Annotated in this window: 7 protein-coding genes and 1 pseudogene; 2 read left to right on the forward strand and 6 right to left on the reverse strand. The window is 70.5% G+C overall.

The genetic code is table 11. From position 1 onward, the window contains the following. Positions 1-34: 34 nt before the first annotated feature. A pseudogene (locus tag ACGH52_RS31825) lies at positions 35-7,261 on the reverse strand (type I polyketide synthase); the annotation flags it as partial. Positions 7,262-7,700: 439 nt separating this feature from the next. On the opposite strand from ACGH52_RS31825, the gene ACGH52_RS31830 reads away from it, so the two are divergent. Together ACGH52_RS31830 and ACGH52_RS31835 are read left to right on the forward strand one after the other, a co-directional pair. Beyond that, on the forward strand, positions 7,701-10,514 hold the full coding sequence (locus tag ACGH52_RS31830) for an AAA family ATPase (RefSeq protein ID WP_399944351.1): 2,814 nt from the start codon (positions 7,701-7,703) through the stop codon (positions 10,512-10,514). A gap of 218 nt (positions 10,515-10,732) precedes the next feature. Next, positions 10,733-11,503: an AfsR/SARP family transcriptional regulator gene (locus tag ACGH52_RS31835; protein ID WP_059303114.1), complete on the forward strand. Its 771-nt coding sequence runs from the start codon at positions 10,733-10,735 to the stop codon at positions 11,501-11,503. 31 nt (positions 11,504-11,534) lie between these two features. Here the strand turns inward: ACGH52_RS31835 and ACGH52_RS31840 are convergent, their stop codons facing one another. From ACGH52_RS31840 to ACGH52_RS31860, 5 genes are read right to left on the reverse strand one after another with little or no spacing between them, the layout of a single operon-like run. Then, positions 11,535-13,046, reverse strand: a complete 1,512-nt coding sequence (locus tag ACGH52_RS31840; RefSeq protein WP_399944354.1) for an FAD-dependent monooxygenase — start codon at positions 13,044-13,046, stop codon at positions 11,535-11,537. After that, positions 13,043-13,915: a thioesterase II family protein gene (locus tag ACGH52_RS31845; RefSeq protein WP_399944357.1), complete on the reverse strand. Its 873-nt coding sequence runs from the start codon at positions 13,913-13,915 to the stop codon at positions 13,043-13,045. Before ACGH52_RS31845 ends, ACGH52_RS31840 begins: the two co-directional genes overlap by 4 nt. Next, positions 13,912-14,139 (reverse strand): hypothetical protein, encoded by a 228-nt coding sequence (locus tag ACGH52_RS31850; RefSeq protein WP_059303111.1) that lies wholly within the window; start codon positions 14,137-14,139, stop codon positions 13,912-13,914. Before ACGH52_RS31850 ends, ACGH52_RS31845 begins: the two co-directional genes overlap by 4 nt. After that, positions 14,139-16,064, reverse strand: coding sequence for an HAD-IIIC family phosphatase (locus tag ACGH52_RS31855; RefSeq protein WP_399944360.1), 1,926 nt, complete (start codon positions 16,062-16,064; stop codon positions 14,139-14,141). Before ACGH52_RS31855 ends, ACGH52_RS31850 begins: the two co-directional genes overlap by 1 nt. 13 nt (positions 16,065-16,077) lie before the next feature. After that, positions 16,078-17,109, reverse strand: coding sequence for a 3-oxoacyl-ACP synthase III family protein (locus ACGH52_RS31860; RefSeq protein ID WP_210978221.1), 1,032 nt, complete (start codon positions 17,107-17,109; stop codon positions 16,078-16,080). Positions 17,110-17,307 lie beyond the last annotated feature (198 nt).

Raw genomic sequence — 17,307 nt, forward strand, 5'->3', positions numbered from 1 at the left:
TGAGGAGGGTTTTGAGGGTGTGGGGGTTGGTGGTGTCGGTGGCGGTGATGGTGACGGTGGCGCCGAGGGTGGTGAGGTCGTGGTGGAGTTGGGTGGCGCCGGGGGCGTGGGGTCCGCGTCGGCTGGTGAGGTGGAGGTGTTTGACGTGGTGGTGGGTGACGAGGTGGCGGGCGAGGAGGGCGCCGAGGGTGCCGGTGCCGCCGGTGATGAGGACGGTGCCGTCAGGGTCGAAGGCGGTGGGGGCGTCGGTGGGTTGGGGGCTGGTGTCGGTGGGTTGGGTGCTGGTGTCGGTGGGTGTGGGTGTGGGGGTGAGGTGGGGGGTGGTGAGTGTGTTGTTGTGCCAGGCGAGTTGGGGGTGGGTGGTGAGGGTGGTGGTGTGGGGGAGGTGGGGGGTGGGGTGGGTGTCGGTGTCGAGGAGGGTGATGCGGTCGGGGTGTTCGGTTTGGGCGGAGCGGGTGAGTCCCCAGATGGCGGCGTGGGCGAGGTCGGGGGTGGGGGTGGTGGCGTGGGTGGTGAGGATGGTGAGGTGGCTGTGGGTGTAGTGGGGGGTGTTGAGCCAGTGTTGGAGGGTGTGGAGGGTGTGGGTGGTGAGGTGGTGGGTGGCTTGGAGGGGGTCGCTGGTGGTGGGGGGCAGGTGGAGGATGGTGTGTTCGGGCAGGGGGGCGCCGTGGGTGAGGGCGTCGGTGAGGGTGTCCAGGTCGGGGTAGAGGGGGGTGTCGTCCGGGAGTCCGGGCAACGCCTCACCGATCACGGCACGGGTTGGGGGTGTTGAGGGCTCGGCTTCCTCAGCCACCTCAACCCACTCGGTGACGTACAGACGGTCTTCCTGCCTACGCCTGGCCGGAGACAGGCCGGTCGTGTCGGTGTCGAGCGAGACGGCGTCCGCTGCCAGGACTGGGAGGCCGGAGAGATCGGTCGCAACGAGCCTGGCGGTGTCGCCTGCCAGAGACCAGTGCACGCGCAGTGCGGTCGCGCCCGTGGCGACGAGCTGAAGTCCGCGAGCGGTCGTCGGAACGACAGGCCGGACGACCGCGGCGGAACGAAGTGCCGCCGCGAGGAGGACGGGATGGACGCCGAAGCCGGTGATCTCCGTGTCCTCCGGGATCGAGACCTCCGCGTAGATGTCTTCGGCCTTGCCCCAGACGTTGTCCAGTCCGGGGAAGTCCTCGAAGTCGATCGGCTCGGCCCCGGCGGGCGGCCATGTCGAGATCGGTTCGGGAGCCGCAGCGGGAGACGTGGACAGGGTACCGACGGCGTGCCGGACCCACTCCTCTCCCTTGGAATGCACGGTGACCTGACGCCGACCGGCGTCGTCCGGCGCGCCGACCGCCACCTGGACGCGTACGGCTTCCTGAGTCGTGAGGTCGAGAGGTACCTCGATGGTGAACTGTTCGAGGTGGTCGCCATCCGTCTCGTGAACCGCGTGGAGAGCGAGTTCCATCAGCAGAGCCCGGCCCGCGTCTGCGTCGTCCGCCAGCCACGGGTGTGTGGTCAGGGAGATGCGGCCGGTGAGGAGGGTGGTGTCGTCTTCGGGGTGGTGGAGGGCTGCGGTGAGCAGGGGGTGGTCGGTGGTGTCCAGGCCGTGGGCGGTGGCGTCGCCGGTGTGGGTGGTGGCGGTGAGCCAGTAGCTTTCGTGCTGGAAGGGGTAGGTGGGCAGTTCCGCGACGCCGGTCGTGGAAGCGAGCGGCCAGGTGACGGGCAGGCCGTGGCAGTGGGCGGTGGCGAGCGCGAGGTGGAAGGCGTGGGCCTGTCCGGTGCGCTGGAGGGGGAGGGCCACCGTGTCGTCGGGGAGGAGGGTGGTCAGGACGGCGTCCGGGCCGAGTTCGACGAACACCTTCCCGCCCAGCTCCCGGGCCTGCTCGAGTCCGGCGGCGAAACGGACCGTGCCGCGCAGTTGTGCCACCCAGTACGAGGGATCGGCCAGCTCCTGCGCCGAGGCGACCCGGCCGGTCACGTTCGAGACCACCGGCAGACGCGGAGCATGAGCGCTCACCTGCGCTGCGGCCTGCGCGAACTCCTCCAGTGCCGTATCCATGTGCGCGGAGTGGAAGGCGTGACTGACGTGCAGGGCCTTCGTGCGCCGGCCCAGCGCCTCGAAATGCGCGGCGACCTCGGCGACTTCTTCCGTGTCGCCGGAGACGACCACGGACTGGGCGGCGTTGACCGCCGCCAGCGACACCCCCTCACGCCCCTCCAGAACCGCCACTGCTTCCTCCTCGGAGGCGGCGATCATCACCATCGCCCCGCCGGGGCGGGCGGCCTGCATCAGCCTGCCCCGCGCCCCGACCAGCCGGCACGCGTCCTCCAGTGACCACACCCCCGCCACATGGGCGGCAGCCAGTTCACCGATGGAGTGCCCCAGCAGTACGTCCGGGACCAGGCCGTGGTGCTCGGCCAGCCGGAACAGGGCGACCTGCAACGCGAACAGGCCCGCCTGCGCATACCGGGTCTGGTTCAGCAGCTCCGCATCCGTGCCGAACACCACGTCCTTCAACGCCACCGGCAGCTCGAAGTGGCCGCACACCTCGTCGAACGCCGCGGCGAACACCGGCTCACCCTCATACAGGTCCCGCCCCATCCCGGGACGCTGCGCACCCTGACCGGTGAACAGGAACACCGTCCTGCCACCGGTCACCGTCCCGTTCACCAGGGACGGGTGGGCCTCACCCGCGGCCAGTGCCTCCACCCCCGCGATCAGATCCGCCCGCGTCTCACCCAGCACCGCAGCCCGTAGCTCGAAGTGGGCCCGCCCGTGCGTGAGAGTGTGTGCGACAGCCGCCGCATCCAGATCCTCACCGGCGTCGCGTGCGTACGCGGCCAGCCGGGCCGCCTGCTCCCGCAGCGCTTCGGGTGTCTTCGCCGACACCGGCCACATCACGAGCCCGTCCGCATCCTGCTCGGGCTCCTGGGCGGAGGGTTCGTCGGCGGGGGCCTGTTCCAGGATCACGTGGGCGTTGGTGCCGCTGATCCCGAACGAGGAGACACCAGCCCGGCGGGGACGGTCGGTCTGCGGCCACTGCCTCGCCTCATCCAGCAGCTGCACCCGCCCGGACTCCCAGTCCACATGCGGGGTCGGCTCGTCCACATGCAACGTCCGGGGCAGCATCCCGTGCCGCATCGCCTCGACCATCTTGATCACACCCGCCACACCCGCGGCGGCCTGCGCATGCCCGATGTTGGACTTGACGGACCCCAGCCAGAGCGGCTCCGCGTTCTCACCGCGGCCTTGGCCGTAGGTCGCGAGCAGCGCCTGCGCTTCGATCGGGTCACCCAGCGTGGTACCCGTGCCGTGCGCCTCCACCACGTCCACCTCGGCCGGGGTCAGCCGGGCGGCCGACAGGGCCTGCCGGATCATGCGCTCCTGCGACGGGCCGTTCGGCGCCGTCAGACCATTGCTCGCACCGTCCTGATTGACCGCGGAACCGCGGACCACCGCCAGCACCCGATGCCCGTTGCGCCGGGCGTCCGACAGCCGCTCCAGGACCAGGACACCCACGCCCTCGCCCCACACCGTGCCGTCGGCACCGTCGGCGAACGCCTTCACCCGGCCGTCCGGGGCGAGCCCACGCTGACGGCTGAACTCCACGAACATGCCGGGGGTGGACATGACGGTGACGCCTCCGGCCAGCGCGAGCCGGCACTCCCCGCCCCGCAGCGCCTGGGCGGCCAGGTGCAGGGCGACGAGCGACGACGAGCACGCCGTGTCCACCGTCACCGCCGGACCCTCAAGACCGAAGGCGTACGAGACACGACCGGAGATGACGCTGGTCGTGCTGCCGGTGAGCAGGTACCCGTCCAGGTCCTGCGCCCCTTCGTGCAGCCGGGGCCCGTACTCGAGGGAGGTGGCTCCGACGTAGAGGCCGGTGTCGCTGCCGCGGACGGAGGCGGGGTCGATGCCCGCGTGCTCGAACGCCTCCCACGCCGCCTCCAGCAGCAGCCGCTGCTGCGGATCCGTCGCCAGCGCCTCACGCGGACTGATCCCGAAGAACCCGGCGTCAAAGCCGTCCGCACCATGCAGGAACCCGCCCCGCGACACGTACGACGTCCCCGGATGATCCGGATCCGGATCGAACAGCCCACCCAGATCCCAGCCCCGGTTCACCGGGAACTCCGACACCGCGTCCCCGCCCTCGGACACCAGCCGCCACAACCCATCCGGCGAGGACACCCCACCCGGCAGCCGGCAGCTCATCCCCACGATCACCACCGGATCCGCCGCCACATCCACACCCGCACGGGGCACCACAGCCCCAACCGACGACACACCGTCGGCCTCTTCGCCCAGCAGTCGGCCGCGCAGGTACCCGGCTACCGCACTGGGAGTGGGGTGGTCGAACGTGAGGGTCGCCGGCAGGGCCAGGCCGACCGACGAGCCCAGTCGGCCCCTGAACTCGACAGCGGCCAGGGAGTCGAAGCCCAGTTCCTTGAAGGGGCGCGAGGAGTCGACGGTCTCGGGAGTGACATGCCCGAGGAGGGACGCGACATGGCTGAGTACGTGATCCTGCGCGATGCGGAGCTGTTCCTCCACGGACTCCTCGCCCGCGAGCCGCTGGGCGAGAAGGGAGACCGGAGCCTGGGCGTCGGGGGCGTCAGCGGTCGGTTCCACGGCCATGCCGCCCCGGTTGCGCTCGACCTGCCGCACGGATCCCGCGTCGAGCCAGTAGGGGTGGTGTTGGAAGGGGTAGGTGGGGAGGTGGGTCCAGGTGGGGGTGGTGGGCCAGGTGGTGGGGTGGCCGTGGGTGTGGGTGGTGGCGAGGTGGTGGGTGAAGGTGTGGTGGTCGGGGGTGTTGCGGCGGAGGGTGGGGGTGGTGGTGTGGGGGTGGGTGTCGAGGGTGTGCTGGATGGCGGTGGTGAGGACGGGGTGGGGGCTGGTTTCGATGTAGTGGGTGTGGCCGGTGTTGTTGAGGTGGGTGAGGGTTTGGTGGAAGAGGACGGGGTGGCGGAGGTTGTCGGTCCAGTAGTGGGCGTTGAGGGTGGTGGTGTCGGTGATGTGCTGGGCTTTGAGGGTGGAGTGGAAGGCGATGGTGCCGTCGGTGGGTTGGGGGGTGATGGGGGTGAGGGCGGTGATCAGTTCGTGGTGGAGGGTGTCGACGTGGGGGCAGTGGGAGGCGTAGTCGACGTCGATGGTGCGGGCGCGGATGTCGCGTTGTTGGGCGGTGGTGACGAGGGTGTGGATTTGGGTGGGGTGGCCGGAGACGACGGTGGCGGTGGGGGCGTTGTGGGCGGCGATGTGGACGTCGTCGAGGCCGAGTTCGGTGATGAGGGTGGTGGTGTGGTGGGCGGTGGTGGGCAGGGAGGCCATGGTGCCGGTGCCGGCGAGGCGGCGCAGGATGCGGGCGCGGCGGGCGACGATGAGGGCGGCGTCGTCGAGGGTGAGGGCGCCGGCGATGTGGGCGGCGGCGATTTCGCCCTGGGAGTGTCCGATGACGGCGTCGGGCTGGATGCCGTGGTGCTGCCAGAGGCGGGCGAGGCTGACCATCATGGCCCACAGGACGGGCTGGATGACGTCGACGCGTTCCAGGCCGGGGGCGTCGTTTTGTTGGAGGATGACGTCGGTGAGGTTGTAGTCGGTGTGGGGGGCCAGGGCGTGGGCGCAGGCGGTGAGGTGGTGGGCGAAGACGGGGGAGTGGTGGTAGAGGTCGGCGCCCATGCCGGTCCACTGGGAGCCTTGTCCGGGGAAGACGAAGACGGTTTTGCCGTCCAGGGTGTGGTGGGTGACCAGGTGGGGGTGGGGGCGGTCGGTGGCGAGGGCGTCGAGTGCGGCCAGGAACTGGTCGGGGGTGTCGGCGGTGACGGCGGCGCGTTCCTCGAACGCGGTCCGCCCATGGGCCAGCGTGTGGGCGACGGCATGGATGTCGAGACCGTCCCCGGCCTGACGCGCGTGAGCGGCCAGCTGCCGGGCCTGCTCCCGCAGAGCCGCAGGGGTCTTCGCCGACAGCGGCCACACCACCGGCCCTTCCGGCACCACCCGGACCGTTTCACGGGGTACTTCGGCGGGGGCCTGTTCCAGGACGACATGCGCGTTGGTGCCGCCCATGCCCCACGACGACACACCGGCGATCAGTGACCGCTCGGGATGCGGCCAGGCACCGGTCTCGGTCCGGACCCGCAGCCGCAGTTCGTCGAGGGGGATGTGCGGATTGGGCGACTCGTAGTTGAGGCTGGGCGGGAGGGTCCGGTGCTTGATGCTGAGCGCCGTCTTGATCAGCCCGGCGATCCCGGCGGCGCTCTCCAGATGACCGATGTTCGTCTTGACGGAGCCGACGTGCAGCGGGTCGTCGGCGTCGCGCTCACCGCCCAGCGTGGCGCCGAGGGCCGCCGCTTCCACGGGGTCGCCCACGGGCGTGCCGGTGCCGTGGAGTTCGACGTACTGCACCTGGTCGGCGGGCACCTGGGCATCGGCGTAGGCGAGTCGGAGGACGCGCTCCTGGGCGTCGGCGCGCGGTGTCGCGATGCTCGCGCCGCCCCCGTCGTTGTTGACGGCGCTGCCGCGGATCACACAGTGGATAGGGTCGTTGTCGGCCAGCGCCTGGGCGAGAGGCTTGAGGACGATCACGCCGCAACCCTCGCCGCGGATGTAGCCGTTGGCGCGGGAGTCGAAGGTGTAGCAGCGGCCGTCGGGGGAGAGGCCCCCGAGCTTGCCGGCCGTGACGGTGCTCTCCGGGACCAGGTTGAGGGTGACACCGGCCGCGATGGCGAGGGAGGACTCGCCCCGGCGCAGGCTCTCCACGGCCAGGTGCACGGCGACGAGGCTGGAGGACTGGCCGCTGTCGACGGTGAGGCTGGGGCCGGTCAGACCCAGGTGGTAGGAGATGCGGTTGGCGAGGACGCTGCGCTGGGTGCCGATGAGGCTGTGCCGGGTGATGGACTCCAGTCCGCTGTCGCGCAGCAGGGTGGTGTAGTCGTCCCACATCGACCCCACGAAGACGCCGGTCGCGGTGGCGTCGAGGCTCGCGGGGACGATCCGGGCGTCCTCCAGCGCCTCCCAGGCCAGTTCGAGCAGTATGCGTTGCTGCGGGTCCATGGCCTGGGCCTCGCGGGGGCTGATACCGAAGAAGGCCGCGTCGAAGCCGCGGACGTCGGCGTCGTCGAGATACCCGCCATACCGGGTGGTCACCTTGCCCGGGGTGGCGAACTCGCTGTCGTGGAGTGCCTCGGCGTCCCAACGCGTGGGCGGTGTCTCCGTGATGGCGTTCGTCCCGGAGCGCAGCAGCTGCCAGTAGGCGTCCAGGTCGCGCGCCTGTGGCAGTCGGCAGGACATGCCGATGACGGCGATCGCTCGCAGACGCGGGTCTCGGTTCGCCTCTTCGGCAGAGGTCGCGGGGAGTCCGGGCACACTGGAGTTCACGCTCAACCGCCCTTGATCTGAGGAGGACTTGGCTGCCGCGCGCGGGCACGGCGATCTTGGTCCGACAGGTGCGTCGACCGACCTGAGCAGGGTCCGCCGGGGGGCCAAAGAGGGCCTTGGCGGGTCCTAAAGCCGATGCGTGACGCGGGCGCCCGGGCGCCGGGCGGGGCATCAGGAATAGCGAATTCCGAATTCCTCACATGCTGTGACTGATCACGTGTGCCTTGACGGTTGCCTTACCCAAGAGTTGTCAGCTCCTGACAGATTCTCGTGGTACGTTGCCTAGGACGTTCCGGGGGCACCGGGTGCCGTTGTGGACGTGTCCACGGACTCGTATCGCGGAGGGGTGTTCATGAGGTTCATCGAACGCGACGCCGAAGTACGTACCTTGGCGGAGATGTTCGTCGACTCGGAACGACGTCCCCGGAACACCGTCATACTCATCGAGGGCCCCGTGGGGTGCGGCAAAAGCCAGTTGCTGCACATGGGCGTCGAAGAAGCCGCGCGCCGCGGCGGGTTGGTGCTCGCGGCCACCGGCTCGTACGAGGAACGCAGGCTCCCCTTCGGCATAATGCGCCAGCTGATGGAAGACGTGGGCATTCCCGACGAGGCCGGTACCAGACTGGCGGAACTGGTGCGAGTGGCCACGGAATGCGCGGCGGACGGCCCACGGGAATTCCGTGTCGACGACGTGCGCTGGCCGCCGCTGATGCACAGCGTTTTCCTCTCCTTGAGTGAACTCGCCAAGTCCCGTCCCGTCGTCATCGCCGTGGACGATCTCCATCACGTCGACGACGTGTCCTTGCACTTCCTGAAGTACCTGTTGCGCCGTTCGCGCGGATCACGGGTTTCCTTTCTGCTGACGATTCCCCTGCATCAGAAGCCGCAGGACAGCCTGTTCGAGGCCGAGATGCTGCGCCAGCCGGCTTTCGTGCGGCTGGCCGTGGGTCCCCTCGGCCGGGCAGGTGTGAGGCGTCTGGTGGACGACCAGCCCGACACCGCGGCGTCGAGCCGCGCCGTGGACGAACTGTGCGCGCTCAGCGGCGGCAATCCCCTTCTGGTGCGCGCCGCGATCGAGGAATTCCGCAGGGAACGCGCCGCGGAGCCCATCGACAGCCCGTTGCGATTACACCGGGGAGGCCCCTTCGCCCAGGCCGTGCACGCCTGCCTCGCGGTGAGCGGCCCCGACATCGCCGACGCGGCGGCCGCCTTCGCCGTACTCGGCCCCTCCGTCTCCGTGCCCCGGATCAGCCGGCTGCTGGAGATGGACCGGCACACCGCCGAACAGGGCGTCGCCTGTCTGCGCGCCGCCGGTCTCGTCACCGGCACCTCCTTCCGGCACCCCGCCGTCGAGAGAGCCGTTCGCGAGGCCTTCCCGGCCGAGCGGCTCGCCATGCTGCACGGACGGGCCGCGGAACTCCTGCGCGACGAGGGCGAGGCCGTTCCGGTCGTCGCGGACCACCTCGTGGCCTGCGGCGACGACGGGCTCGCGTGGGGCTTGCAGGTGCTGGTGGAGGCCGCGGAGAGCGCCCTCGGCGGAGACCTCGCCGCAAAGGCCGTCCGCTATCTGGAAGCCGCGCTGGACAGGTGCGGCGACGACGCGCGACGCGCCGAGATCCAGATCCGGCTCGCCGAAGTCGTCCACCGCGTCGACCCCACGGCGGCCGAACCCCTCCTCGACCAGGCCCTCACCGTCGCGCGCCGCCACGACCTGCCGGCGCTCTCCCTGGAGAGCCTGGCCCGGATGGCGCGTGCCCGGGGATACGTCACCGAGAGCGCCCTGACCGTGCGGCGGCTGGGTGCGGCCGTGGCCCGGGGCCGGACCGTACTCAGAAAGGTCCGGGAGGCGCCCGTCGTGGACCGGACGCACCACACCCCCCGGCGCCCGGGCCCCCCGCGGGGCGCGCGGCCCACCGTCGCCCTGGACGAGGCCGAGCGGGAGCTGTGGGTCAGCCTCGCGCACGGCGCCGCCGAACCCGCGCTGCTGGTCACGACGGGACTGTGGACCCTGCCGGGCTGGGGCACCGGCGACGGGCCCGCGCCCCGGGTGGCCGGCAGCTCCCTCAGCGCCCGGTCCCACATCAGCGACATGGGGCTGCCCGGCATGCTGAACGCCGTCAAGGCCTTCGCCTTCGCCGACCGCACCGACGCGGCGGCCCGCTGGTGCGAGACCCTGAGCGAGGAGGCCGACTGGCGCCGGGCGCCGGGCTGGCAGGCCGCCGTGAACGCCGTCCACGCCGAAGTCCTGCTGCTCCAGGGCCGGTTCGCCGAGGCCGACCAGAAGGCCGCCGAGGCCCTGGCCGACGTCCCCATGGGCACCGACAGCGTCTTCGTCGCCGGCCCCGTCGCCGGCCGCATCCTGGCCGCCACGGCGACCGGACGCTACGAGGAGGCGGCCCGCCACCTGGGCCGGCGCCTGCCCGAACGCGTCCACCACACCCTCGACGGACTCGGCTACCTGCGTGCACGGGGCCGCTATCTCCTCGCCATCGGACACGCCCAGGCCGCCCTCGACGACTTCCTGTGCGTGGGGGGCCGTACGGTCGCCTGGGGGATCGACAAACCGGGGCTGATCCCCTGGCGGATCGACGCCGCCGAAGCCTGGCTGCGGCTGGGCGAGGACAACGAGGCCGAGCGGCTCATCACCGAGCAGGCCTCCGGCGTCGAGGTCAGCAACTCCCTCACCCGGGGCATGACCCTGCGCCTGCGCGCCTCGACGGCCGAGGCCCCCATGCGGCGGCGGCTGCTGACCCGCGCCGTGGGGGAGCTGCAGAAGTCCGGCAACGTCTACGAACTGGCCAGGGCACTGGCCGATCTCGGCCATGCGCACCGCAGCACCGGCGACCGGAACCTGAGCGAGTCCGTTCTGCAACGCGCCTGGCGGCTCGCCCAGGAGTGCGGAGCCGTGGAACTCGCCGAACAGCTCCGCGGCCCCAGTGTGCGCTTCGAGGGCGAGAACGACGCCCAGTCGAAGCTCAGCGAGTCCGAACGGCGCGTGGCCGCGCTCGCGGCATTCGGACACACCAATCGGGAGATCGCGGCACAACTGCATGTCACGATAAGCACGGTTGAACAGCATCTGACCCGCGTCTATCGGAAACTCAACATCGCTCGCCGGCAGGATCTACCGCCGCAGCTCAGGATTCCCCTCAATCAGGTTGCCTGAGGCGTCTGTTCTCGGCAGGACGACAAGGAAAACCCCGGTATCCGTAGTAGATACCGGGGTTTTTCCTTTGTTGATGAGGCGGCAACGTGGCGGCAACCTTTGGCCAGGGGCTCTTCAGGGGTTTGTAGGGGGAGGGGTGGGGTTGGCTCGCGCGTGCGGGCACGGAGACAATGAGACGTACGACTGAGCACCTGAAGATCTCAAGATGGGGGAACGAAATGCGCTACGAGATCCTGGGGACACTACGCATAGTCGACGAGGGACGCGTGGTCACCATCGGGGCCCGTAAAGTCGAGACTCTGCTCACGGCGTTACTCGCCAGTGTCAATGAGACCGTGCCGTCAGGTAGGTTGATCTCCGAATTGTGGGGAAACAAAGCACCACGAAGGGCCAGCGCCGCACTCCACGTCTATATATCCCAGCTCCGCAAGACCCTCAAGAAATCGCGGTGCGACAGCAACCCGATCGTCACCACACCGCAGGGCTACATGCTCACTCTGGCCGGGGACGAATTCGACGCCCGTGAATTCCAGCAGCTCGTCGAGCTGGGGCGGCGCCGCGCCCGGGAGGGCCGGCACAGCGAGGCCGCCGACGTCCTGGGCAGGGCGCTCGCGCTGTGGCGCGGACCGGCCCTGCTGGACCTGTGCGACGGCCCGATCATCTACGGCTACGCGGCCCGGCTCAACGAAGTCCGCCTGGAGTGCATCGAACTGCTGGTCGAGTCCAGTATCGAACTCGAACGCCACCGCGAGGTCATCGGCCGGCTCTACTCCCTGGTCACCGACCATCCGCTGCGCGAGGCCTTCTACCGGTACCTGATGATCGCCCTGTACCGCTCGGACCGCAGGGCCGAGGCGCTCGCCGTGTACCAGAAGGCCCGGGACACCCTCCGCAGCGAACTGGGCCTCGAACCCTGCCAGTCCCTGCGCGACGTGCACCAGGCCGTGCTCACCGACACCGCTCTGCTGGTCGGCGGGGCGAGGCTGTGACCCCGCCCCGCCGGCCGGCGGGTGCCGCCGCTCAGCCGGGCAGCCCGAACCACTTGGTCAGCGCCTCGGGCAACCCGTCGAGCACGTCGTCGACGCCGACCCAGGCCACGAATCCGTCGGGGCGCACCAGCAGGGCCGTGGCGTCGACGCCCTCCACCGGCCCGGCCGGGACGACGGACACCCGCTCGCTCCAGTCCGCGGCGATCGCGGCGGCCGGGGCATCGCCGCCCGGCGTCAGGTCGAACAGGACGCCGCGCGCCGCGTGCAGCGGGTGCGTGTCCTGCCCGCCCGCCTCCAGAAGGGCGCCGGGGACCCGGCCACCCAGCAGCGGGTGGGCCGCGTCGGCCGCGTCCGCGTCCCACAGCGGGTACCGCACGTTCGTCACCCGGGTGACGAAGTGCCGGTTCGCGTCGTCCAGTTCGATCAGCTCACCGACCAGCCGGCGCAGTCCCGGCGACCGTTCCATGCTCTGCATGATCTCCAACTGCGCCTGACCGTGCCCGCACGCCCGCTCGCCCACCGGGTGCCGCTCGGCGCTGTAGCTGTCGAGCAGCTCCCGCGGAGCCCACCCGTTGAGGTCGGCACCGAGCTTCCAGCCCAGGTTCACGGCGTCGTGGATCCCGGTGTTGTGGCCGTGGTTGGCGTGCACGAAATGCCGGTGCGCGGCGTCCCCGGCCAGGAAGACGTTGCCCTTGCGGTAGTCGCGCGCGTGCAGGGTCGTACCGCCGTACCGGTGGGCCCAGCGCAGCTCGTGGAACTTCATCTCCTCGCCGGTGACACGGCGGATGCTGCTCGTCAGCTCCTCCAGTGTCACCGGCGTCGAGGGATCGTCGGGCCGGGCGTCGAACTCGATCGACATGACCCGGATGACGTTCTCCTGGAACGGCCAGATGCAGAAGATCCCACGGGAGTTGACGTCCGTGACGAAGCCCGCCTCGGCACCTTCCGGCAGCTTCACGTCACCGAAGATGCCGTAGTACGACAGCGGGCTCTCCTCGTAGTCGAACCCGGCGACCTCCCGCGTCGTGCTGAGCGGGCCGTCCGCGCCCACCAGATAACGGCACTCGATCGTGTAGACGTCGCCGCCCTCGCCGCCCGAGCGCACGGTCACCGTGACGCCGTCCGAGCGCTGCTCCACGCCCACGACCTCGTGACCGCGCCGCACCTCCACACCCAGCTCGGCCGCACGCCGGGTCAGGACCTCCTGCTGCAGGCGCTGCTCGATGATCACGGTGAAGTCGTCACCGGAGCGGGGCACGTCCAGCCACAGCATCGAGAAGTGCAGCCTCGGCCACGACTCGAAGTCGTCGCCGAACTCCGACAGCAGGCCGCGCTGTGCGAAGGCCTCGACGGCCCGCGGATGCACACCGAGATTGTGGGAGTGGTCGCCGATCACCTCCTCGCGCTCCAGGACGATCGCCGGCACACCGGCGAGCCCCAGCTCGTGCGCGAGCATCATGCCGGTCGGGCCCCCGCCGGCGATCACCACCGTACGGTCCGGCGCGACCGGCGGGTCCGGGACGATCGGCGTCTTCGCATTCATGGAGAGGTCCTTCCGGAAAGAGAACGGTGATCGAAGGGCGTCCCGTGGGACAGGACGCCCGACAGACGGTCGAAGAAGTCGTCCACGCCGGCGTCGCGAGGGAAGAAGTGCCCACCCGGCAGCCGGTGCACGTCGCAGGAGACCGACGTCAGCTCGGCCCAGGCCTCCGCGTCCCCGGCGGTGACCAGAGGATCGTCATGGCCGGTGAACACGTGCAGCGGGAGCGGCAGCCGGTCCACGTCCCCGGGATCATGGCTCGCACACAGCGCCAGATCGTCCCGGACCAGCGACAACGCCCACCGCAGCCACTCGGAGTGGTGCAGCAGCTGCCGGGACAGCCCGCCGATGCCCACCAGCCACTCCACCAGCTCGCCCTCGGACACCTCCGGCACCTCCCGCAGCCGCTGCGGCCGCTGCGGCGCCGGATGAGCGCCCGCCAGCAGTACCACCGGCATCGAGCGGCCCTCGGCGGCCCGGTGGCGCGCCAGCCGGTAGGCGACCAGGGCACCCATGCTGTGCCCGTACAGGGCGTACGGCACCTCGGGCTGCGACAGATACGGGTCCAGCTCCCGGTCCAGCTCGCGCACGAGCACGTCCATGTCCCGCACCCGGGGCTCCTGCACCCGCCGCTCCCGGCCCGGCAACTGCACCGGCAGGACCTGCACCTCAGGCCCCAGCCGTGCCTGCCAGTCCCGGAACCAGGACGCGGCGCCGCCCGCGTGATGCAGGCAGAACAGTCTCAGCCCGGCCTCCGCCCCGGGCCGCACCGTCAGCCAGGGACTCGGTTCCACCGTCGCGGTGGCTCCGGAGACCGGAGCGGGCGGAACGGCGGTGTCGGCACCCGGCGGCGTCAGGACCGGGGGGATCACGGGGTGACCGCCAGTTCGTACAGATCCAGCAGACTCGTCGACTCCAGGGCGTCCGGGACGGCGATCCGCCGCTGCGTCTCCCGCTCGATCAGCACCAGCAGGGACAGCAGATGCACCGAGTCCCACTTCGGCAGCGCGTCGAACGGGACTCCGACGGTCTCCCGCGTCACCGGAATGCCCAGCTCGACGCTGACCAGTGACACGAACTCGTCCACACTGCGCATCAGTTGTCTCCCTCGTCGCTCGGACTGTGCTCGCCGAAGTCCTCGACGAGCGCCACATGCTCCGGCGGATCGGCGATCACGCCGAGGTCGTGGCGGAACGTCGCCCCGTGCGGGCCGGTGTCGAGCGCTGCGAAGCCCGCCCGCTCGTAGAAGTCCGCCACCTTGCCGTTCTTCGCCGTAGGCACGTAACTCCCGGTCACCTCCCGCGCACCGCGGTCCTTGGCGTACCGCAGCACCGCCGACAGACAGGTCTGCTCGATCCCGCGCGAGAACACCCGGCAGCTGAGCAGGAAGTTGTCCAGTACCGCGGTGCGGCCCTCGAAACGCAGGAACACCGCGCCCACGACGCCGTTGTCGCCGAACCGGTCCGCGGCCTGCACGGCCAACGGCAGCCGCGCCGGGTCCGCGCACCACGCACGCACGTCCTCCGGCTGGAGCCGACGGCCCGTCATGTTGAACTGGTTGGTGCGCAACGTGATCTGCGAGATCCGCGCCACATCCCGTTCCCCGACCGCGGCCAGCCGCACCGTCACCCCGAGCTCCCGCAGATAGTCGTCGAGGGAGTCGAAGTCGTTGAGGAAGTCCCGGCGCACCAGCTCGTCCCGATACCGCTCCGGACGCCTCAGGTCCTCACCGGTCAGCTCCCGCACGGTGAACCAGCCGTCCCGCAACAGCCGTTCACCGTGCAGCGCCGGCTCCTCGTCGACATCGACGACGGCGACCTCGGGCAGCTCCCGGCGCACCAGACCGCGCTCGTAGGGGCTGTCGTCCACGAAGACGAAACTGTCGACGCCGATGTTGAGATCGGCCGCGAGCTCGCGCAGGTTCTCGTGCTTGGGACGCCAGTTGGCGACGACCCGGACGAAGTCCTCCTCGCGCAGTGTCATCCCCGGATGCCCGCGCAGCACCTCCCGCACCGGCTCCAGGTCGTTCTTGCTCACCGCCGCCAGCAGCACGCCCTGCGACGCGATCTGCCGCGCCACCCGCTGGAACGCGCGGAACGCCTCACCGCGGTAGGTGTCGGCGACCTCGATGCCCTCCGGCCCGTCGTCACCGAGCACGCCGCCCCACACCGTGTTGTCCAGGTCCAGGACCAGGCACTTGCGCAGCCGACCCGTGATCATGCGGGCCAGATGGCCGGCCTCACGCGCGTACGAGCCCAGCGTCTCGGGTGACAGATGCGCCTTCGCGTACAGGCTCAGCCGGGTGTCCGCGACCGTCGGCCGGTCCCGCACCGCGTCGTTCACGGCCTCCAGATCCAGCACGACGAGCCGCGGGTGTTCCTCCACCAGCCGCAGCAGCCGCGCGTTGGCCTCCCGCCACAGCGCGCCGGCCCGGGCCCGTGACCGCAGATCGACCAACTGGGCGGTGAGCGCGTGCGGCAGGGGCAGCGTGTTGAGCACGAGCGTGCCGCGCGCCGTGGCACCGAACCGCGCCACCAACCCCTCCAGCAGACCCAGTTCCGCGTCCAGGACATCGGCCAGATCCTGCACGCTCCACGGGCTCGGCAGCTTGTCCAGCACCACCCGGGCGTCCAGCACACACAGCGCGAGATCCGGATCGCGGGCGTACAGCTCGCTCGACGGATCCGTCAGGTCGAAGACGTAACCGTCGAAGTCGGACAGCTGCGGCCGGGTCCACAACCCGTGCCGCGCACACTGCGCGACCAACGCGGGCAGCAGCGCGTTGAGCGTGCTGTGCCCGGTGACCGCGATCCGCACGGTCGGCAGCCCGGGGTGGACCCGCCGCACCCGGTCCTCGTCGAGACCGGCGAGCAGTCGCCCGGCCCGCGGCAGTTCGTCCTCGCTCACCGAGCCCACCAGGGCGAGAGCCCGCGGAAGCTCGTCGACGAGCCGGTCGGCGTCGCCCAGCTTCTGCAACTCCGCGAAGGCGTCCGTACTTTCGGGGATGGCTGTTGTAGTCATGGGAGCCGACCTCTCAGACCTTCTCCAGGGCGTAACCGGCCTTGATCCACTTGCTGGACTCCACCGCGATGCCGATGGCGCGGTCGCCCTCGGCCATCTGCGGGATGAGCTGTTCCAGCTGGAAGAAGGGCAGCGCGTTACCGGTGTTGGAGATCTCCGACACGCAGCTGACCTCCTCCGCGCCCGGCACGTTCAGCTCCTCGACGATGCGGCCGGTCATCTTCACCGACAGCTGCGGCGGCAGCAGGTAGTCGACATCGGTCTCCGTCCAGCCCAGGTCGTCGAGCAGCTCCCGCAGGATCTCCGCCGACATCACCGGCACGGACTCCTCGATGGCCTTGTAGTCCTCGCTCACCGCCTGCCGGGCCGAATCCCGGTCGATCAGCCCGAACCAGTCCACCGTCTGGCCCGGCGGACGCCCCAGGCCCGTCAGCCGGTTCATCAGCCCGCGGATCACCAGGCTCTGCGGCGCCTCGTCCGTGGTCAGCACCGCGGCACCGGCCGCGTCCCCGAACAGCAGCAGGTTCACCAACTCGTCCGGCGCCAGCTTCTTGACGTCGACGGACAGGTCGTAGTGCTTCGCACAGACCTCGCCACCGATCACCAGCGCATGCCGCCGACCAGGGGTGAGGAGCATCTGCCGGCCCAGATCCATCGCCTGGACCGCGCCCGTGCAGCCCGACTGGAGCTGGTACGTCGGCACCTCGTTGATCCCGAGCCGGTCGGCGATCATGTTCACCGTCGTCGGCATCAACTGGTCCGGCATCGCGGTCCCGAGCACCATCACGTCGACGTCACCCGGCTCCAGACCGGCGTTCTCCAACGCCCGCCGCGCGGCGGTCTCACCCAGTTCCGTCAGCGAGGAGACCACCTCCCCACTCTCCAGGTCGACGGCGAGATGCCGGGTGCTCGCGCCGATGAAGGCCTCGATCCATTGCTCCCAGATCTCGTCCATACCGAACCGCCGGGCCAACGCGGCGTTGTCGAGGAGCGGTCCGGGCAGGGCCGTACCGACCGAAAGAATCCGAGTCTCCGAGCCGTCCATCCGGTCCTCTCCCACAGTGGTGATGACTTGCAAGGGCGGTGGCACACAGGTGCGGTGACACGCGGGTGTGGTGACACACAGGCGCTCTGACACACAGGTGCGGTGACACACAGGGGCCACGGCAGCGGGGGGCGCTGCCCGGCCCATCGTCCGGACCCGGTCTTAAGCCGACCTAAGAACCCGCGGAGCCGCCCACCG

The organism is Streptomyces sp. BBFR25, from assembly GCF_044590125.1.
GTDB classification, from domain to species: domain Bacteria; phylum Actinomycetota; class Actinomycetes; order Streptomycetales; family Streptomycetaceae; genus Streptomyces; species Streptomyces canus_D.